At 52.6% G+C, this 21,712-nt stretch carries 15 protein-coding genes; 8 read left to right on the top strand and 7 right to left on the bottom strand.

Annotation, left to right across the window (positions count from 1 at the left end; genetic code table 11):
* The 3 genes from VF399_03000 to VF399_02990 all read right to left on the bottom strand — a co-directional run.
* Positions 1-1,528: hypothetical protein (locus VF399_03000; protein ID HEX7319311.1), on the bottom strand; the 1,528-nt coding region annotated here is incomplete at its 3' end.
* Positions 1,525-3,681: a hypothetical protein gene (locus VF399_02995; GenBank protein HEX7319310.1), complete on the bottom strand. Its 2,157-nt coding sequence runs from the start codon at positions 3,679-3,681 to the stop codon at positions 1,525-1,527. The genes VF399_03000 and VF399_02995, both read right to left, overlap by 4 nt.
* Positions 3,682-3,683: 2 nt before the next feature.
* The gene (locus VF399_02990) at positions 3,684-5,744 is read right to left on the bottom strand and encodes a hypothetical protein (GenBank protein ID HEX7319309.1); all 2,061 of its coding nucleotides are present in this window, start codon (positions 5,742-5,744) and stop codon (positions 3,684-3,686) included.
* 473 nt (positions 5,745-6,217) lie between these two features.
* Between VF399_02990 and VF399_02985 the strand changes: the two genes are divergently transcribed.
* Complete coding sequence (locus VF399_02985; protein ID HEX7319308.1) at positions 6,218-7,852, top strand: T9SS type A sorting domain-containing protein; 1,635 nt, start codon at positions 6,218-6,220, stop codon at positions 7,850-7,852.
* Between the two features lie 47 nt (positions 7,853-7,899).
* Here the strand turns inward: VF399_02985 and VF399_02980 are convergent, their stop codons facing one another.
* Positions 7,900-8,337, bottom strand: a complete 438-nt coding sequence (locus tag VF399_02980) for a T9SS type A sorting domain-containing protein (protein ID HEX7319307.1) — start codon at positions 8,335-8,337, stop codon at positions 7,900-7,902.
* Between the two features lie 27 nt (positions 8,338-8,364).
* Entirely contained in the window at positions 8,365-8,832 is a 468-nt protein-coding gene (locus VF399_02975) for a hypothetical protein (GenBank protein ID HEX7319306.1), read from the bottom strand.
* Between the two features lie 305 nt (positions 8,833-9,137).
* On the opposite strand from VF399_02975, the gene VF399_02970 reads away from it, so the two are divergent.
* From VF399_02970 to VF399_02940, 7 genes are all read left to right on the top strand, one after another.
* Positions 9,138-9,980, top strand: coding sequence for a hypothetical protein (locus VF399_02970; protein HEX7319305.1), 843 nt, complete (start codon positions 9,138-9,140; stop codon positions 9,978-9,980).
* Positions 9,981-10,976 (top strand): hypothetical protein, encoded by a 996-nt coding sequence (locus VF399_02965; GenBank protein ID HEX7319304.1) that lies wholly within the window; start codon positions 9,981-9,983, stop codon positions 10,974-10,976.
* A 103-nt stretch (positions 10,977-11,079) separates the two neighbouring features.
* Positions 11,080-12,033: an HD domain-containing protein gene (locus VF399_02960; GenBank protein HEX7319303.1), complete on the top strand. Its 954-nt coding sequence runs from the start codon at positions 11,080-11,082 to the stop codon at positions 12,031-12,033.
* Between the two features lie 13 nt (positions 12,034-12,046).
* Positions 12,047-15,505 (top strand): chromosome segregation protein SMC, encoded by a 3,459-nt coding sequence (gene smc, locus VF399_02955; protein HEX7319302.1) that lies wholly within the window; start codon positions 12,047-12,049, stop codon positions 15,503-15,505.
* A 6-nt stretch (positions 15,506-15,511) separates the two neighbouring features.
* Complete coding sequence (gene ftsY / locus VF399_02950) at positions 15,512-16,354, top strand: signal recognition particle-docking protein FtsY (GenBank protein ID HEX7319301.1); 843 nt, start codon at positions 15,512-15,514, stop codon at positions 16,352-16,354.
* A gap of 6 nt (positions 16,355-16,360) precedes the next feature.
* On the top strand, positions 16,361-17,302 hold the full coding sequence (locus tag VF399_02945; GenBank protein HEX7319300.1) for an endo alpha-1,4 polygalactosaminidase: 942 nt from the start codon (positions 16,361-16,363) through the stop codon (positions 17,300-17,302).
* A gap of 15 nt (positions 17,303-17,317) precedes the next feature.
* A complete protein-coding gene (locus VF399_02940) occupies positions 17,318-18,259 on the top strand; it encodes a diguanylate cyclase (GenBank protein ID HEX7319299.1) in 942 nt (313 codons plus the stop codon).
* 117 nt (positions 18,260-18,376) lie between these two features.
* On the opposite strand, the gene VF399_02935 is transcribed toward VF399_02940, so the two are convergent.
* The gene (locus VF399_02935) at positions 18,377-20,698 is read right to left on the bottom strand and encodes a sodium-translocating pyrophosphatase (GenBank protein HEX7319298.1); all 2,322 of its coding nucleotides are present in this window, start codon (positions 20,696-20,698) and stop codon (positions 18,377-18,379) included.
* A gap of 97 nt (positions 20,699-20,795) precedes the next feature.
* A complete protein-coding gene (locus tag VF399_02930) occupies positions 20,796-21,593 on the bottom strand; it encodes a helix-turn-helix domain-containing protein (GenBank protein HEX7319297.1) in 798 nt (265 codons plus the stop codon).
* Positions 21,594-21,712 lie beyond the last annotated feature (119 nt).

Below are 21,712 nucleotides of genomic sequence, written 5' to 3'. Positions count from 1 at the left end.
GGTTGGATGCCGTGGTAGCCTGCCCGTTGAATGCGACGCTGTTGGAATAGGATGACGAAACCGTCGACAATGAACAGGCGGTAAAAGCGTACGACCCGGCGGACAGGCACCGGTCACCGCCGGCGACCGCGGAATAAACGCCCGTAGCCTGGTTACGGCGTCCGCCGCCGACCGCGGAATAAGACGCGCTGGCTAGGTTCGAATCACCTCCGGCGATGACAGCATAGGTACCGGTCGCCCGGTTGTACAAACCCCCGCCGATCGCGGCATAGGTATTGCTCGCCTGGTTATTCTGTCCGCCGATGATAGTCGCGTACAGTGCAGTCGCTATGTTACCCATACCGGCGCCGATAAAGGTGAATTTGGCCAAAGCTTGGTTATCCCTGCCGCCGCCGATCAAAGCACAGGTATCGGTCAGCTGATCGCCGGCGAGATTCGAGAAACCGTACAGAATCGTTCCCCAGAGCGCCCGGATCGTGTCTCCGGATCCGCCGCCGATCACGGAATAATCGGTGAGTGCCTGGTTGCTGTCGCCGCCGCAGACCGCGGCATAATTTCCAGCCGCGGTATTGTCTCCCCCGCCGACCACGACCGCATAATCCCCGCTCGCGGTATTGCGCCGCCCGCCGCCGACGAAGGAATATTTCCCGAGGGCGGAATTCGTACGTCCGCCGACCACGACCGCGGCCGAATCCAATCCGGTCGCTCCAGCGAGATTGCCGTAACCGGCCAGGATGCCTCCACCCCGGCTGTTTACCGCATTATTATATCCGCCGGCGATGGTGCTCCAATAATCAGGAATTTCATTGCTATATCCTCCGCCGATCGTCGTATAACCACCGGTCGCGTGATTGTACGCCCCGCCCGCGACCGTCGCGTAGGAACCGTAAGCGCCGGCGAGGTTCTGGTATCCGCCCACGACTACGTCGCCCACGTAGTTTACGCCGTTCACGCCGGTCGTGCAGGCGATACCGAAGTTAACGTGCGTTTTCTGCTGGGTCCCCCAGAGCATATTGCTCGACCCGCCCCGGCTTAAACCCCACTGGCGGACCGTGAACAATACGCTGTCCGGCGTACCGCGGACCCAGTCGCCGTCGCTGGCGGAATTGTAGCCGTACAGCGCGGTATCGGCGTTCACGGCATGAAAGACATACGGTGCCGCGGTCAGCCGGGTCCGGGGTGTCATTATAGTACCGTCAACCTGAACCTGCACCCAGCGGTCAATGCCGCCGGAAAAGACGCTGACCGGTATCGGCGTTATGGCGCCGAGCGTGGTCCGGAATATGCCCTTTACGACGTTCTCGCTGGGGTGAGTTTCCGACCACAACGGAGTACCGCCCGAAGACGCCGGGTAGATGGAGAAAACCATTGACAGGATATGGGTAACCGGAATATCACGGTCATCCGTCAGATAACCTTGGAAATTCAGGAGTCCAGGGATATTCCGGTATACGGTATCCGCGCTAATGGATTGCCCTGCCGCCAATACTGCGCAGAGGATTATAATTGATATAATATTCCGGATCATGGCTGCCTCCCCTCGACCGCACTTGATTCTCCGGTCTTTGCTTCCTCAAGGGAATGTTTCATGTCCTCGTACTTTTTTTTATTGACCGGATTGCGGAAATTGAACGCGCCAGCCTTACCCATTCGTTCCAATTGCGGCAGGCTGCTCAGCAGAAAATTGTCGTCCATGGACCGGCCGGCCAGGGCCTTACCCTTTTCCTGTTCCACCGGTTTTAATATCCGAACGATCTCGGCTGAAGGATCCCTACGGTCCCCGGTCACCAGCCAGTGGACCTCGACACCCGCGGAGCCGCTGATCACAAACCGGTTTTCCTTAATTTTTTCCTTAAGGTGGACGTCCGATGTGCCGACGCCGGTCAGTTTGACCGCGGGATTTTTGTTCAACTTCGCGAAATAATCCGGCAAACGCACTTCGACCTGACCGTTAACTCCAATCTTGGCTACACCCCGGTACATGAGCACCATCTCGGGCGACTCGGCAAAATAATGATTGAGGATTTTATGCTCGGGATCAAGGGGATGGTCGATAGAAAATGCGCCCGAGCCTTTGGCGATGATGCCGACGCCGGTCGCGCCGTCAACGGGGACGGTCTGACCATTGAAAGCGGCGACATTATTTATAGAATCGGCATAGTTCAAGCCAGCCGTTGATTGGTTGTTCGCCGCAAAACTGTAGTAGCGCGCTGTATTTTGATAACCGCCGACGACCGAGCTTGCGAGATAGCAATGATTACCATACCCGCCGCCGACCGAGCTTATATTATAAGCATCGTTACCATTCCCGCCGATCACGTTACCATGTTCATTGACCGCGTTATCCATTCCGCCGGCAATGGCAGTATAGGGATCCTGATCGGCAAGGTTGTCCGAGCCGCCGCCGATCGCATTGTAATCACTGTCATAATCAAAGCCAACTCTAACGTCATTATTTTTACCATTGCCGATAAAATTATAATTGCCCATGATCCAGTTGTGGTCGCCGCCGACGATAAGCGAATTAAAACTAAACGAACCGCCCATGTTGTAATAACCGACCGTATCGTACAGTCCGCCCGCGATGCAATTATAATCGGAAATAATGCCGTTGAATCTGCCGTTCATCAAACAGTATTCATTCCAACCGCCGAAAAAATTGGATTCTCCGTTAATCGCTACCGCCTTGAGAAAACGGCTATTATAAGTGTTGTTCCGGCCGTTGAGTATGGTGCTCAACCATTCTATGCTATTGCCGTTCCCGTTGCCGACGAACGTGTAAGCGCTCATCGCATTGTTATTCACGCCGCCGAGCACGACTGCGCACGTATCCCGGTAACCGGCCGAATGAAATTCGCCGGTGACATTCCCGGTTCCGGAAAGAATCCCGCCGTAGTCACTGAATACGGTATTGTTCTTTCCGCCCGCCGCCACTCCAAAATAACCGTGTACGGCATTCTCATACCCGCCGCCGATAAACGTAAAATATTGGCCCGCGTGATTGCGGGTGCCGCCGGCCACGGTGGCGCCGTTTGAATCGGCCGAGTTCCGATAACCGCCGGCGACGGTTATATACGTATTGTTTTCTCCGTTGACGCCAGTGGTGCAGGCGGTGCCGAGGTTTAGATGCGTGTGGCGGTACGTGTCATACAGCACGTTACCCACGCCGCCGCGGCTTATACCCAGACGGTTACCCGTCAGCAGAGTGCTGTCCAAATTTCCGGTGCCGACAACCCAATCGAGATCGGGCGGACCGGCCAGGGCATAATCCGCGGTTTTGCTCCACAGCGCTTCAAACGCGCCGGCGGTGGCGGTGATCTGGGTGCGCGGCGCGAATGTATAACTGTTGACGCTCACTTCCAGCCAACGGTTCAGTGCCTGGTTGAACACGCTGTCCGGGATCGGTGTCACGTTTCCCAGGACAACGTTGAATGTTCCGTGGTCGATGGGAACGTTGGTGATCACTTCGGTCCAGAGTGTCCGACCCACAACGATGGAATCGCAGATCGAAGCCTTTACCGTCGCTTCGCCAGTAAATTGGTTACCCAGCGTGTCAGTCATAAAGCCCTGATAATTGAGGATCCTGGGCGCGATCAATATGCCGTCAGTTTGCCGATATACGGGCTGACTCAAACCCGATCCGAGGATTAAGAGCGTTATGAAAAATAATGATAGCCGCATAACTACCTCCCCCCGCTTTTCACTTCGGAACTGGTTTCGGATCGGTATTTAAAACGATCAACCACACCCATTTTGATAAGTTTACTCCGGGTGGCTCTCAGCAGATCGTCGTCCAGATAATGACCGGCAAGATCGCCTTCCTTGACCTGTTCCACCGGCATCATGACCCTGGTTATTTCCGCCGTCGGGTCCCGACGCTGTCCGGTCACGATCCAGGACACTTCGGCGCCCGGCGTACCGCCGATCATAAAACGGTTGCCGCTGACCTTCTCCAAAATATAAGCGTCGCCGGCACCGGACGCGGATATTTGGATCAGTGGACGACGGTTCAAGATATCGAAATATACGGGGAGAAAGATCTCGGCTTGACCGTTCTGGTCGAGAACCGCGGTACCGCGGTACATGGTAGTCATGTCCGGCGATTCAACGAAATAATGATTGAGTATCTTGGTATCCGGATCGAGCGGATGGTCGATGGTGAATGTGCCGCCGGCCTTGGATAGGATACCGACATGGGTTTCACCGGTCGCGGTCACGGTCTGGCCGTTGAACGCCGTGGAATTCGTATAGGCGCTGGGCACGACGGAACTATTGCCGGCGGCAAAACCATAAGCGCCGGCCACGGTGTCAAGGTATCCGCCGGCCACGCTTGAATACAGCCCGGTGGCGGCATTGGCATAACCGCCGATGATGGTTGAATAGTTGGCGGTCGCCGAGTTGTTGATACCGCCGCCAACCGCGGCGTAATCGGCGTTGGCCGCATTGTTGTAGCCGCCGATGATGGTCGTGTAATTGTCGATCGCCTGGTTGCCGTAGCCGCCGATGACCGTGGCGTAGATGTCGTTGGTCCAGTTATCGCGGCCGCCACCGATGAAGGAATACAGAAACAGAGCCGAATTATTATAACCGCCCATGCAGATCGCGGATGTGTCGACCGCCGACTGACCCGCGAGGTTCGACTGTCCGCCGATAATTCCGCCGTAAACGGATCGGACGGTATCGCCGAAACCGCCAAAGATCGTGGAAAAATGTTGGAAGGCTAAATTATTTTGGCCTCCGGCAACGGTCGAGAACTGGCCCCAAGCGGAATTAGCGTAGCCCCCGGGCACGGTAGCGTAAAAGTTGAGGGCGGTATTTGACCGGCCGCCGCCGATCCAGGAAAATTTTTCCCAAGCCGAATTATCGAGACCGCCGGCCACTACCGCGCACGTGTCGAGCGGTGAATCACCGGCCCGGTTGGAATATCCGGATAAGACACCCCCATAAGTTGCGTTGACCGTATCTCCGTCGCCGCCCATAATCACCGAATAATCTCCATCCGCATAATGGTAGCCGCCGCCGGTGACCGTCGAATATCGGCCCAGGGCTTGGTTGCGATAACCGCCGGATATCGTCGCCGCCGTGTCGCCCGCGATATTGCGGAAACCGCCGGTCACCGTGACATAGGGATAGTTGTATCCGCTGATACCCGTGGTGCAGGCAGCGCCGAGATTCGTGTGGGTATAACGGGCCGTGCCGTACAGTATGTTGTTCGATGCGCCCTTGGCGATACCGAGGGGCCGGACCGTGAACAGGATACTGTCCTGGGAGGAAGAACCGCGGTACCAGTCATCATCATCGGCCTGAACCGCGTAATTGGCGGTATCGGCGGTGATCGCACTCAAGGCATAGCTCACGGAATTAACTCTGGTCCGGGTGGCGAGGGACTGGCCATCGATCGTCATCTGCAATCCATAGGTTGTACCTTTTTGGAAAAGGGTATCAGGCAGGGAACTGACTAACCCCAAAATCGCATGGAAGATACCGTGTTTAATATCAATATTCTGGGTTTCCACCCATAATAAATGACCGCCGGTAAGCGAATCGTAGATTGCGAATGTCGTGACCAGCGAATCATTATTAACGGGTACTCCTAATGAATCCGTCACATACCCCTGGTAGCTTAAAATCCGCGATGACATGCTCAAAAGCCCGTGATCCTGGTGCTGAACATCAGCTTTCCCGGAATTGAAAACCGCTAAAAAAGTCATAAAAAAAATAGTTGCGCTCAATTTGCACCTCATATGTATTGCCTCCTTGTATGGGATTAATGTTATTTGCTTAAGCTTATAATATATTATAATATTATACATTTTTATTATTGCATTGCAATACCCACGCATAAAAGTATAGCGCGAGCCTGAACATTTTTGGGTCAGGATATGGGGTCAGCCCTCGAAATTAGAAATTAGTTGACAAAGTCTGGAAAAAGAATATAGTGTGAATATGGCACGCCCCTATCGATTACAAAGTGAAAACTGTCTATACCATATCATGAGCCGGGGCGATGATCGCAAGAAAATCTATAGGGGATCAGGTGCCTGTTGAACAGGTATTTTCTTTCTATAATATACAGGTTTACTGTGACCACTCACACGCCAGTCACTAAATTATTACAACGGGAGGCACGTTGCATGGAACCTTGACAATTCGTTTCTTGTTCTTATACTATAACATCAGTTTTATGTTATAATAAAAATAAAAGGAGGAGGAAAATATGAAACCATTCACATTCAAAGGTAATGCCATTATTTTTCTTTTGATCTTGACTATCAATGTGATACCATGGTGTATTTCAAAAGCAGAGATTCAGCAGGAAGCGACTTTTTTCGAACACGATCAAGACGGTTTGACGACCGTTAAGAAACCAGGGCTCCCCTGTCTGGGCGGCGGATATAACCTGCTCAGTCCTTCCATCGTCTGGTCGCACTACCTGACCGATGCCATATATCAAACAACGTCCAATACGGCAAACGGTCATGTCTTTGCCGGCACTTACTTGAACCCGCCGAAAGAAGCCCAACTATTCGCCTTGTCGGGTGGCGGTAACCCTGAATGGGGCTATGCAGGGACAGAATTTTACACTGACGCTGGTGATACGAATTTTACGTTAGCTGCCGTCGATAAGACCATTGCCGGTGTCGATATCCATAAATGGACTGGACCGGGAACCGGTGTTCCTGATTGGTCGACAAGTATTGCCGGGTTCACCACTGGCTCGGATCGAACAATCGCGGTTTCTGATGATGGATCCACGATCGCTGTCCTGGCCGGACCATCAGGAAGCGATGCGCACCTGCTGCTTTTCGACGCCGACTCATCCACACCCTTGATCGATTATCCGGCAACGGGTTTGGGATTTGCGCGTTATATCAAGATAAATGCCGACGGTCGTTTCGCTGCATTTATCGCCTTGGCGACTCTTGTCGTTTTCGACCGTGATCTGTTAAGCGTACGCAGCCAGATCTCCATGGGGTTTTCCAACAGCGCGCTTGACATCTCCGGTGATGGCAGCCTTATCGCCTATGGCTGGCCCACGCTTCAAGTCAGTGAATGGAATGGTTCTTCTTATCAATCGCTTTGGACCTGGAATCCGGGCGGTATGTATGTGAACCGTATTGCTATATCCAATGACGGCAATACGATCGTCTCTTGCTGGTACAATACGTCCTTCAATACGATCAAGGTCGCGGTCCATGATAAAAGCTCTTCGACGCCGCTTTGGACGCATGATTATGTCGTCTCAAACGGCACATACCAGGAGATCGCTGGTGATGTTGATATTACGGATGACGGCAAATATTTTGTGGTCGGCAGTTGGGGTGATGCCAGCAATCTAAACCCGGAGATCCATATATTCCAACGTGATAATGTCCCGTGCGTGTACTACACGGTGGATATGCCGGGATCGATGTTTTCCGTCGATATCGGCAACGACGGCCTTTATGCGACGGCATGTGGCAAGCACATCCACGGCAACGCCATGGGCCGCGGTGGCGATATCGTCATGATCAACAACGATCTCGTCGCGGTTTCAGAAAATAAACCGGTGAACAAGTGCAAAGAAACCCACTACATCAGCATCAAGCCCAATCCTTCCAAAGGAACCGTGCAAATAACGTATGCCGTAGTCGGTAATCCGCAAATGGCAAAATTGTTGATTTATAATGTATCAGGTCAAATAGTGAAATCCTTCGATGTGTCCTCGCGGTCTACGGATTACGGTCTACGGTCGGCGGTCATCTGGTCTGGCACAGACCAGAATGGCCGTTCGGTCCCCGCCGGCGTCTATTTCGTTAAACTCACAGCCGATTACGGATCCGGAACCAGCAGATTGGTATTGGCGCGATAAGATAGATTTTCTGGTCGTTAAGGCTGGTTTCCCATTTCCATCATATGTTATTTTATGATCGTCAGTTTCCTGGCAGCAACGCCCGCGTCGGTTTTGATGTGGATGAAGTAGACGCCAATCGCCAGGGAATGTGTGGGAATATCAATGTCATACTCCCCCGGTTTTTGCAGCGCATCCAACAAAGGATAGATACGCCGACCGCTGGCATCATAGAGCGATATCCGCGTTCTGGTCTCGCGGTCTATGCAGTAACGAAGCCGACACTGCCCATGAGATATGGTGGGCGCAAGCGATGTGCAATGACACAGAGGATTGTCCGGCAATTCCTCAACCTCGGTTGGTTCAATATCGATATTTCCATAGATGTCGAAGTATTCGCCACGCCATTCGCTCCAGACGACAAGATAATGTTCGGGGGAATTAATTAACGTCGGTTGGTACCGATAAAAAGATGCATCATGATATTCTGCCTCCCATGTTACCACCCAATATCTTGAAATTCTCTAATCGTTTTACAATATGACTACGATAATGTCGATAAGAAATTCTTCATCTCCCCGTAATTGCCTTACCATGCTTTTCCCCCGCCAGACGCCCCCATAATTCATATTGGAATAAAATGCAAAAACAGTCGCAACAGGATCACGTGTCTGGAATAAGGTTGACATGGCCTTATAAAGTATTACCGGCCAGGAATACATTTGCTGGTTGAGCGTTCGCATTATCTCTACGAGCCTGTTTGGCTCCATCCCTTTTGGTCGGAAAAGCACTTCGGTCATATCGTAGTGTTCCCAATCTTTCGGGAAATCACCATAGCGCAGCCTGTTTTCTTTACGGAAACGATCAAATAGCCGCGTGCCAGGAAGGGGCGTAAGATAAGTCGTTTGCATTACGTCAACTCCGCTTCGTATCACGTAACTGGCGCGTCTTCGCAGCATATCCGGCGTATCGCTATCAAGACCAAAGATAAAGGCACCCACAACGGCAATGCCCGCGCGCCGGATTAACCGGATTAATCAGAACAAGTTTGCGCTTTTTCATTCAGTCATTACTTTTCTTTTCACAACTTCTCAACGATGACAATAAACGCCGGGGACCCGAATCTTTAACGCTCCAGCCATGGTCTCAGTCTATATAACATCTGGCTTATTTCAATGTTGATGTAGAATACAGAAATCTGATCCCATAAATTTCCGGGATTGCCTTATTTTTATCATGACGCATCGCATAGGCACCTCTTGACTTTCATGAAGCGTTTAATATACTTAATATAAGTGGAGGTTCAATGCTTATCATTTTTTTGATCGCCTCAACGGGTTTCGAATATCTGCAGGTCGACCCGGTTGCGGGTCGCGCGTGTATGGGTTATGCGATGGCCGCGGATGGCTACTCCGTCAATTATAATCCGGCGGGGCTGAGTATATCTTCGGTACCGTTTTATTCGGCATCATACCTTGGCTATATCGCCGGCACCCATTTTGGTTACCTGGGCTATGAGACAAACCAGGTCGGTGTTGGTGTCAAATATTTTTACAGCGGAAGCATTAAAAAGACCGACGCTCTGGGCAACGAGTATGGGACCTTTTCCACAAATTTCATCGACCTTAGCGTCGGCAAGGGTTTTTTCATCAACGAGATCGCTTTGGGGGCGTCAGTCAAATTGGTTTACGAGAATATCGATTCCCTTTTTTCGCTTGGCGCCGGCGTCGATGTCGGGGCGATGTATTTCTTCACTGACCATAATATCCAGTGCGGACTGGCCCTGAAAAACCTCGGTACGACCGTAAAACCCTTTATCGATCAAAAAGAAACTCTGCCCTACGAGATTGATCTTGGCGTGGCCAAAACATCGAGCAAGGGATGGTTCGGCGTTGACCTGGTAAAACCTGCTCTGATCAATTTCGGTATCCGTTTCGGGGGTGAATATATCGTGAACCAATTTTTCACGATCAAAGCATCATACAGCACGCTGCTCTCGTCCATGAGGACCGGGAATGGTATTGATGTGCTGACTGGTTTAAACATGGGATTTAGCATCTCTAAAAATTCCATCCGTATTTCTTATATATACGCGCCCTATTTTGACCTGGGCGGCGGACACAGGGTGTCTTTGAGCATAGGAGGATAAATGTCAAGGATCGGTTTTAGTATCATATCGTTCATCCTTATCGCACTCATTTCGGTTTTCGCCTATATGGCTCCGAATTTTTTCGGGCAGAAAGGATCGGGTGAAAACAGCGTGCTGAACGAACTCGTGAACAAAAGGCTCATGAGCATCGGGAACTCGATCGCTCACGCCACGTTCGTGCTTGATGCCATCCTCGAAAACCAGACGGAAAAACTAAACGAGATCATAACGACGGTCAAGCAGGACGAGCCGGAGATAACCAACCTTTATTTCACCGACGCCAAGAACAACGTCATCGCGTCGTCGGACGAAACTCAGGTCGGGAAGGTCTACAACAGCACGACCCTGGCTTCGGGTAAGAACACTGTCCAGGCCAACTCTTCTGTTTACGAAGGCGGCTTTGCCATCAACATCGGGACCACCCGGGTCGGCGCGCTGTATTTCACATCCAGGCCGCAGGTCCCGCAGATCAACGTCACCGTTACCCCGAATCCCATCATCCTGGGCGTCGGTCTCGTATTTGCCGTTCTGTCGTTTTTCATCACTCTCGTGATGAGCAAGGGCCTTGAGTCGAAGATGGTCGAGAATATTAACAAACGCCAGGAAGAAGTGTTCCTGCCGAAGATCGACTCGCTGAAGAACGAAACAGCAGAGGTCAAGAAGAACCTCGATGAAGCGAAAAAACAAACATCGGATACTCAGGTTGCCCTGAACAAATTGAATGAAGAATACCTTACCCGTAAAAGAGAGTTGGAAGCCAATCCCGTAGTGCATACGATCGAAAAACTCAAGGTTCAAGAAGCCGAGCTCATCAAGCGCCTTGAAACATTGAAAAAAGAGGAAACCAAGATCCAGAGTGAAACGGCGCTAGTAAAACAGCAGCGTGAAGAAATCCGGAGCGCGCTTGAGGCCGAGAAAAAAGAAGAAAGCGTTTTGCGGGAAAAACTTGACCTGATCAAGAAAAAGATCCTTCATCTTGAGACTCCGAGTAAATAACGTTGTTTTACCGCCACTCCGGTAGACCATCCGCCAACGATACGTTGTTGCAGCGCTTATTTGATCGTTACCGTCGCCGCCAGCGCCATCACCGCCAGGACCCATGAAAAGCCAGTTTGTCGAAGAACTTAAGGCCGGACAGACTGTCAAGGACAAGTTCATTTTATCGAAAAAGATCCTGAAAGAGAAAAAAGATGGAGGATCTTTTTCACTCACCGAATTTTCGGACCGCACCGGCACGATCGAAGGCATCGCCTGGGACAACGCCAGTGACGAGGTACGGGCGATCCCGGCCGGCGAGTTCGTATACGTCTCCGGGAACGTCAATGAGTACAATGATCGGCTCCAGATCGTGGTCCAGGCCATCAGCCGCCTCTCTGAGGATGAGATCAACAGCGAGGATTTTTTACCCGGTCCCGATGAGGACATCAATGCAGTGATGTCCGAGATCACGGACTACGTAAAGCAGGTACAGAACACTCACCTGCGTAAACTGCTAGACCTTTTTTTCGGCGACATGTTCATCACCAACCTCTTCCGCCAGGCCCCGGCCGCCAAAAGAGCTCATCATGCCCACCTCGGCGGGTTAGCCGTCCACACCCGGACCGTCGTGAAACAGGTAACCCTGATCCAGACAACATATTCGTTCGTGAACAAGGACCTACTGATCGCCGGCGCACTGCTACACGATATTGGCAAGATCTACGAGTACACGTACCACAAGAAGATCGATATCTCGACGCGCGGACGGCTGATAGGGCACATCGTCATCGGCTGCGACATGGTGAAAGAAAAAATCGACAAAATCCCGCATTTCCCCGAAGAGTTAAAACTCAAGGTCCTGCACATGATCCTGTCGCACCACGGCGAACTGGAATACGGCTCCCCCAAACTGCCCTCCTTTCCCGAAGCGATCATACTGCACTTCATCGATAACCTTGATTCCAAAGTGGAAATGATGAACGACGCCATCCGCCGGAGCCGGGGGATCGAAAAAGAATGGAGTGACTATCATCCCTTCCTTGAGCGGGAGATCTATCTTAAGGAAGAAGAATAAACCAAGCGGATAAGTGAAGATCAAGGATATCGGGCTGTACGGTTTCAAATCATTCGCCGGCGAGACCAAGTGTGTCCTGACGCCGGGGATCACCGCTTTTGTCGGTCCTAACGGCAGCGGCAAATCGAACATTTTTGATGCCCTCCGTTGGGTGTTCGGTGAACAGAGTATGAAGGCTCTGCGATGCGAGAAAAATGAAGATCTTATCCATACCTCGCCGGAGCTTATCGACGATACTAATTTCACGGAAGTAAGCGTGATCATCGAGAACGAAGACTTTTTTCCCCAATTCGGCAGTGAATTCGAGATCAAAAGGAGATTCTATCGCACGGGCGAAAGCGAATTTTATCTAAACCGCGTCAAATGCCGTTTGCAAGACATCCAGGCCCTTTTCCTTAACTCGGGAACGCTAACCTATTCATTCCTGGAACTTGCCGAGATCGAAAAAATCATCCATGGTGATACCAAGGACATGTTCGACGATGTATCGGGCATCCTCCGCTACCAGGAACGCCGCGAACAAACCAACCGGCGCCTTGAGCAAACCGAACAGGATCTGTTGAGGCTCGAGGACGTGATCGGCGAGATGGAACGAGGTATCCGGAGCCTGAGAAGGCAGGCACGCCAAGCCCAGATGTACCAGGAACTGCGTGAAGAATACAAGACCGTGAACCTGACGATCATGAAAGCCGATCATCTCGGGATCATGAAGAGTATCAGCGATGCCCGCGAGCGAAAGGCAAGCAGGGATAATGAGCGGCAGTCAGCGCTCCAGGCTCTCAGCCGCCTTGAAGAAGAGCGGAAGCGGTGGAAAGAAGAACTGACCGCTGCCGAGCAGCAGAAAAAAGAAAGCGCGGCCCGGATCAATGACATCAAGCAAGCGATCGCCGAACTAGAAGCCGCTATTGCTCAGTCGGATGAAAAAGCAAAAGACCTGCTCATAACTTCGGAACGCCTTGTGGCCAGCGCCAAGGAGAAACAGGAGTTTGTCGCGTCCAACCGCAAGCGGATGATCGAACACGAGGAATCCCTGGCGCACTTGCAAGCGGAACTATCAGCGAACGAGGAACGATCCCGGAACACAAAGGCTGATCTGGTAAAAACCCAGGCCGAGTATTTTGCGTCCCAGCAGGCGCTCAAGAAACAGGATGAGGAGATCGGTGAACTGAAGTCGATCATCGATCTGGACCGGGACGAGATCGTCAAACTGGAATCTTCCCGGTTGAACAAAACCGCGATCATTGACCGGATAAATAACGAGCTCTCGGAAATAGCGCAGGAACTGGTCCAGTACCAGTCAAACAAAAAACAAAAAGACAATGAACTGCAGGAGACGATCCGCGAACAAGACAAACTCTCTGCGCAACTGAGCGAGGCGCAGGGCCTGCTCAAGGCCAAAGAAACCGAATTGCAGGCGTTGGAAGACGAGATCGATCAAAGGCAGGCAGAACTGAGCGATCTGAAAGTCACTATTGACACGCTAACCCACCGGATCGGGCAGCCGGACGGCATTAAACAGGTGCGTCAGCAGTTCGGAGCGAAGATCACGGGCTTGCTGCGCGAGATCACCGAGGTCGACGCCGGGTATGAAACCGCGGTCGATATATGTCTGGCAGATATCCTTGGGTATTTCGTCCTCAGTGATTTCGATCTTAAAGATCTCCGCAACCTGCCGGAAGGCAGGATCGGGTTCATCGCGCTTCGCGCTCCAGGCGAGGGACCAGCGCTTCCAGCCGAACTGGCGGGGTTGAAATCGCTCGCCGATGTAGTCCGCTTGAAAACCGACCGACCGGCCGTCAACGCGCACCTCCGGCGTTTTCTCGTTGCTGATAACGCAGGCCAGGCGCTGTCGCTTTCCGAAAAATTCGATCAGTACGGTTTTGTCGTACGCGAAGGGATATTGTTCGACCGCGGAACGATCACCGTGCTCAAAGGCGACATCGGGTATTTCCGGATCACCCAGGCGCTGCAGGAAAGCCGGCGACGCCATGAGACGCTGAGCAATGAAATGATCTTCACTCGGGACCGCAAGAAACATGCAATCGCTGACCTGGATGGACTCAGGCAGAACATTGAACAACTGAGCGGCGCCTTGATCAACCTTAGCATGACCAGATCCGAGGCCACCCTCCATTTAAACGAGCTGTCGCAACAGGTCCAGCGGCTGACCCGGGAACAGGATCATCTGACCGCTGAGCGGGACGCGCTGGCCGGGGATATCGAGCTTATCCAAAAACAAACGGCCGATTTTGATATAAAAAAGAATACGGCTGCGGCCGAAATAACTTCGCTTACCAGTGCCGTCGAGCAGAGCACTTCAATCGCTGCGCAGTTGAAAAGTCGCATCGAGGAGCAGACCGCCGCGCTCAACGAGTTCGTTCTGCAGACGTCCGTTCTCAAGGAACGGCATGACAGCATTGAAAAGACGATCGCCGCGATGCTTCAGGACAACAAAACCGTTGAAAACGAGATCGCCGCCATCCACAAAAACGAGGTCACCCAGCAGCTGGTCGAGATCCAGGAACGCCTCCGATCGCTTAAAAGCGAAGCTGCGGTCAAAAAACAGACGCTGGCAGAACTCGAGTTCACGGCCCAAGACAAAAGGATCGAGGAGATCTCCGGAAAACAGGAAAGCCTGTACGAGGAATTGACCGCGAAGCAAAAATCCCTTGAGGAGATCCAGAATGACGTCTTGAAGATCGATTACGAGGTCTTTCAGTTTGAGTATCGCCAGGAAGAACTTGCCAAAAAAGCGATGGCTGAATTCAGCACGGACCTCGCTGTTTACCAGTCTGAGAAAATACCGGACATAAATGCAAAACAGGTGGAGATCAGAGAACGGCTGGAAAAACTCGGAGAAATAAACCCCCTGAGCCTCCAGGCTTACGAGCAGGAGAAAAAACGGCTCGATGAATTTTTTACCCAACGCAACGACATCATCGCCGCCAAGCAGAGCCTTTTGAAATCCATCGATGAACTCGACCAGCGCGCCCGGGATCGGTTCATCACGACCTTCAATGAAGTCAAGGAAAAATTCAATACGGTTTTTGCCAATTTCTTCGAGGGCGGAGAAGCCGACCTTGTACTCAGCGATGCCGCCAACCCCCTGACGTCGGAAGTCCAGATCGTGGTGCGCATGAAAGGGAAGCGCGTCAAGATGATCAACCAGCTTTCCGGCGGCGAACGCACCTTGCTGGCGGTGAGCCTTCTGCTGGCTTTCTACCTGGTCAAACCGGCGCCGTTCTGCATCCTCGACGAGATCGACGCGCCGCTCGACGATGCGAATGTCGTGCGGTTCAACAAATTCCTTCGTGATCTCTCCCAGAGGACACAAGTCGTCATCATCACCCATAACCGGGCGACCATGGAGTATGCCGATTACCTGTACGGATTGACCATGGAAAGGGCCGGTCAGAGCAAGATCATATCCGTGCGCCTCGCTGATCTGGAAAAATTGGATGCCGCCCTGTAAGGCATCATGCTGGGCCGATTAAAACTGGCTCTCGCCAAAATATCAGGGATCTTCGACCGAACCAGGGGTGCCGAGCTGGCAGCGATCGAGGAGATTCTCCTGCAGGCGGACGTGGGCACTGCATGCACGAAACTGATCATGGACCGGATCAGCTCCGCGTCGCAAAAAGATAAGGCGTTCAAAGAAACCGTATCCAAACTAATAAACCTGCCCCCGCCGGTTGTCGACAACATCCCTCCCCGTATCATCATGATCAGCGGTGTCAATGGATCGGGCAAAACAACGACCCTGGCAAAGCTGGCTTGGTTGTACCGACAGCGCGGCTCCGTGCTTCTCACCAGCGCCGACACCTATCGGGACGCTGCATCGGAACAACTCAGCATCTGGGCAGAGCGGGCTCAGGTCGAGGTCGTCCGGTCCCGGCGCGGCCAGGACGCGGGCGCGGTCGTTTTTGATGCGCTTGCCAAAGCGAAGTCGCAATCCATCGATGCCGTGCTCATTGACACCGCCGGCCGGCTGCATACGCGCATCGATCTCATTGACGAGCTCAAAAAAATCAGGCGCGTGACCATGAAGTGCAAACCGTCTGGTCCCGACCTTAACCTATTGACGATCGACGCCACGCTGGGCCAGAATTCCATCCAACAGGCTCGGGTCTTCAAGCAGGAACTCGGCGTTAACGGCATCGTCCTCACTAAGTTCGACGGTACTGCGAAGGGCGGCGCGATCATCCCGATCTGCCATGAACTCGGCCTGCCAATCCTTTTCCTTGGAATCGGCGAAGGGCTTGAAGATATCCTGGAATTCAACGCTGCCGATTTTGTCGCTACCCTGTTCGAAGGGACTTAAGTGATAATGAAGAATCTGTCAGGCATCGCCATGATCGCTCTTCTTGCGATGGGATGCAAGAAGGATGAATTTGACAACATCGATTTCAGGCAGGAAATGGTCGGGTTCGTCGCTGCCATCGGGGATTATGCGCGCGATTCCCTGGGGATAACCGGCTTTGGCATCTTCCCACAAAATGGCGAAGGCCTGGGCAGTGACCAGTCATACGTTCTGGCTGTCGACGGTATCGGTTGCGAAGACATCTACTACGGTTACGATGCGGACGATGAACCTACACCGGCGGCAGTAACCACGGAAATGGAGTCGGCTCTCGAGATCTTTAAAAATGCGGGACGGCTGGTCATGACGGTAGATTACGCGACCACCCAGGCGAACGTTGACGACGCTTATCAAAGATCGCTTGACCGGCAATACGTTCCGTATGTGACCGTCCGGGCGCTGGACCGGATCCGCGATAACCTGCACGCGCCCGATTCATCCGCTTCCCACGATGTTGTCTCGTGGAACGATATCGGGCACTTTGTGTATATCCTGCAGTACCAATCTTTCGGCAATGCCGATTCATTCGTAGCGGCGCTGGCCAACACATATTATGATCTCGCCATCATCGATTACTCATTCGACGGAACGGACGCAGAGCGGTTCACCCCCCAGCAGGTCTCGCAGATGAAAACAAAGGCCGACGGCAAGCGCCGCAAGGTCATCGCCTACCTCTCGATCGGCGAAGCCGAGGATTACCGTCACTACTGGCAGAGCGGCTGGGAGGAAGGCGATCCGTCATTCATTTATGAGGAAAATCCTGACTGGCCGGGGAATTTCAAGGTGACGTATTGGGATCCGCAATGGCAGGCGATCATCTTCGGCTACGTTAAAAAGATCGTAGAAGGCGGTTTTGACGGCGTTTACCTCGACATCATCGACGCTTATGAGTATTTTGAGAACAACTGATGCTCCGGTCCCGACATGGACAGTGATGAATTGATCGCGGATCTAAAAAGGCGGATCGCGGACCTCGAATCCGAGATCAAGGAATATAAAAAGAGCGAAGAAATGCTATTCCGGGAACGCGAGCTGTTCGAGGAGCTGGCGGCAACGGTGCCGGACGTGCTTTACCGCATCAACATGCTGACCGGCAAATATGAATACCTCTCACCGGTCCTGGAATCGATGCTCGGATATCCCCTGTCAGAACCCCTCCAGCATCCCCGGGAATTCACGCTGCGCGTGATGCATCCTGATGACCGCGACCGGCTATCGCAGGAAATACAAAAGCACATGGCTGATAAAAAGGGCGACTCTGAACCGCTGATCGTGGAATGCCGGATGGTGCGCTCTGACGGCCGGATCCTATGGATCCGTGATTCGATGAGGTTCGAGTGGGATGGAGACCAACTCATGGCAGCCAACGGTATCATGAGCGATATTACCGAGCAAAAGGTGATGGAGGACGAGCTCCGTTCACTATCCCTGACTGATGAGCTCACCGGGCTTTATAACCGCCGGGCTTTTCATACGCTTGGCGAGCAGCAACTGCGGCTGGCCCGGAGACTGGACAAAAAAGTCCATGTTTATTTTATTGATATAAACAACCTCAAGCAGATCAACGACCAGTACGGTCACTTTGAGGGCGACAAAGCGTTGTTCGAGACCGCTTATATCCTGCGCAGCACATATCGGGAATCGGATATTGTCGCCCGCTATGGAGGCGATGAATTTTCCGTGCTGACGATCCAGACACAGGATGTCAGCAATGATAATATTGAAATCCGGCTGGATCAGGCGGTCGATGAGTTTAACAAAAAAAGCTATACCCCTACCCCATTTCGCTCAGCATCGGGCATTGCTGTTTTGACCCCGCTTCGCCGGTATCGTTGGATGAACTCCTGGCGCGGGCCGACCACCTGATGTACCGGAATAAAAAACTCAACCACGGACAAAACAACAAAAACCGTTAAGATCAGGTTGATTTACCTGGGATAATGATCAGAAGCGATCTGTCTACAAATAACTAAATAATATTTACTATTTACTTTCAGTCTTTTCCTTTGGCGAGCGGCTGCTCTTCGAGATCGCCCAGATCATGGCAGCAAGCAATATTACGATGATAACCCAGACATACCACTTGTGCAAGTCGGCAGACACCAGGAGCGGTGCGATCAGCAGACTGACCAGGTTCACGACCTTGATCATTGGATTGAGCGCCGGGCCGGCCGTGTCTTTGAGCGGATCACCGACCGTATCTCCGACCACGCTGGCTTTGTGCCGTTCGCTGCCTTTGCCCGTGTTGGCTTTGAGGTCGCGCTTTTCATCTTCGATGCTCTTTTTCGCGTTGTCCCACGCGCCACCGCTGTTGGCCATGAAAACGGCAAGCAGCTGTCCGCTCAGTATGACACCCGCGAGGAACCCGCCCAGCGCTTCGACCTGAAGCACCAACCCTACTACGATGGGCAGCAGCACTGCGATCGCAGCCAGCGGTATCAATTCCTTCTGTGCGGACCGAGTCGATATCCCGACCACGCGGGCGTAATCCGGTTTCACCGTTCCTTCCATGATGCCGGGAATGCGGAACTGATGACGGACCTCTTCCACGATCTGGCTGGCAGCCCTGGATACAGCGCGGATCGATAGCGCGCTGAATAACCATGGCAAAGCACCGCCGAGCAGCATGCCGACAAAAACCTTGGTATTGGAGACGCGGATGGACGAGATGATCTGGTCAAGCTTGAAGCCCAGCTGTGCCTGAACCCTGCCGATATCCGTAATGTACGACGAAAACAAGCTCACCGCTGCGATCACCGCCGACGCGATCGCGACTCCCTTGGTAATCGCTTTTGTGGTGTTGCCGACGGCGTCGAGGTCTGCTAGAATCTGTCTGGCTTTTCGCGTCTCCTGATCGTCCAGATCATGCCATGCCATCTCGGCGATCCCGTTGGCATTGTCGGAGATCGGACCATAAGAATCCATGGCAACATTGTTGCCGGTATGGCTGAGCATTCCGATGCCGATCATGGCAACGGCGTACAGCACGTAGGTGGCATTGGTCGAACCGCCGTACAACAACAGCGCAAAAACGAATGATAGGGCAATGACCAGCAATGCCCAGACGCTTGATTCCATACCGACGGAAAGCCCGGAAAGGATGGTCGTCGCCGGGCCCGCGCGCGTCGATTTCACGATCTCTTTGACCGGCGTGTGTTTGGTGGAAGTAAAGTACGACGTCAGGGGATTGAAGGCCACTGCCAGACCCACACCGATGGTCGTGAGCATGGCAAGCCGCCAGTCACCGGCATACAATGTCGCGACCAAAAAAGACCAGAGAACTGTGTTTACGCTTGAGACTTCGTAGGAGCGGAACATAGCCGCTTCCGCGTCCTTTGCTCTCAGAAACTTCAACGGGAATCTTTCCCAGATCGGAACCGCGAACGTTCCCAGGATCGAACTGATGACGCCGATACCGCGGATGATCAGGGGATAGACGATCCATTTCAGGCTATGGCTGGGATCCAGCTGGACCAGTGCGATACCCAGGATCAGAGCCGAAACGATCGTGACCTCATAACTTTCAAAGATATCGGCGGCCATACCGGCACAATCGCCGACATTGTCACCGACCTGGTCTGCGATCACCGCCGCGTTGCGCGGGTCGTCTTCCGGGATATCTTTCTCTACCTTACCGACAAGATCAGCGCCGACATCCGCTGCCTTGGTATAGATCCCCCCGCCGACCCTCATGAACAACGCGATCAGGGTCCCGCCAAAACCGAATCCCAGCAGGGCGTCGGGTGCGGCTTTGCCGAAAATAATGAAAATGACCGTGCCGCCGAGCAAACCCAGCCCGTCGGTCAGCATGCCGGTAATAGTCCCGGCGTAGTAGGCGATCGATAATGACTCGTTGAAACTGCGTTTTGCGGCTGACGCAGCCCGAACATTGGCCTGGATTGCCATGCGCATGCCCAGCTGGCCGACCAGGACCGAGAATGTCGCTCCCACGATAAAAGCCAGGGTCCTGCCAATGGCGATCACGATCTGGGCGGCTTGGCCGAATTCCTCGACCGCCTCGTATGTCGGCCTGGCAATGTAGACGCTGAAGAACAATGCAACGCACATCAATGCGATCGATGGCAATATCGACCGCAGCTGCCGGTTAAGATAGCTGTCGGCGCCGATGCGTATCGCGTCCCAGACCTCCTGCATTTTTGGTGTGCCTTTATCCTTTTTCAAGACCGTGCCCCGCAGCAGCCACGCGTATAACAGACTGATAAACGCGGTGACGAGCACGCCAATGATCGCGAGCTGTTCAAAACCATTAAGCCCGTGCCTTGATCCAAGACTCAGAATGTCCATTGGTTTCCTCCGTTCAAGATCACTTTATTTTTTTGCTTTATCACTGTAATCTATTTTTTTATCACCGTAATCTTCGGCATTAGCCTTGTCAATGCCGTTATTTCTTCTTGTCGATCAATGACTTTATGAACTGGTATTCATACGCGCCTTCCCAGAGATGGTCGAATAATATCTTCAAGGCGTTGGCAAGTGCCGGATTGTCGATCACCAGCATGGTCAAAGGCGAGGTGGCGGAGCGCCGGTTGGGCAGTGCCATCAGCACATACCGCCGGTCAAAGACGTACATCTTGATCGGCAGTTTCTCCACAACCCTTGCCCGTTCTCCAGCAGTCGTGCATTTCTTGACATGTTCGTACAATTCCCCCAGGTCCCGGCTTGAATATTCGTACAACACGCGGACCATCACACCCTTTTTCAGAATCTCAAGCTCGGTATTCTCCTGTTCTTGAAGCTTGCGCCTGACCTGGTAAGAGAACGGCGGTTTAACAAAACCGAGCTGCTCATGGCGCGTATTCTTCAGCAGGCTCACATACCGCTCGTGGATCGAAGCCATATCCCTGATGATCTCGACATATTCAAAGACGTTGACGTTTTGCATTCCCTGGCTGTACAGCGGGCTGAACATCTTGCTGATCGAACTTGCTATGTCCTTTTTCTCCTGCAGTATGCGGTCCTGCTCCGCGATGATATTGTTGAACGCGCGCTGCGGTTCGACCGCCTGGTACTTTTTGTTCCGGCCCATGGTCTTTTCGATGCACATGCCCTTGAGCATCATGTTCCGGGTTATCTCGTAGACCTTGGACCGGGGCACGTGGGTCTGCTCATGGATCTCCATCGCGCTCAATTCCCGTTTTTCGAGCAGAGCGACATAGATCCGCGCCTGTGCCTCGGATATTCCTAACTTTACCAGCTTGTCGACGTATTCTTTTTTAGCCGTAAAAGCCTCCTTTTTTAAAAATAATCAAATTGCCAGTGATATTATATTCAAAAAGGAACAAATTTCAAGGGAGGAAT

This window comes from bacterium, from assembly GCA_036382775.1.
Lineage (GTDB): Bacteria > Hydrothermota > Tepidihabitantia > SM23-42 > JAOAFX01 > DASVHD01.
The sequence above is the reverse complement of the archived record's forward strand: the minus strand, read 5'-3'. Positions and strand labels throughout refer to the sequence as shown.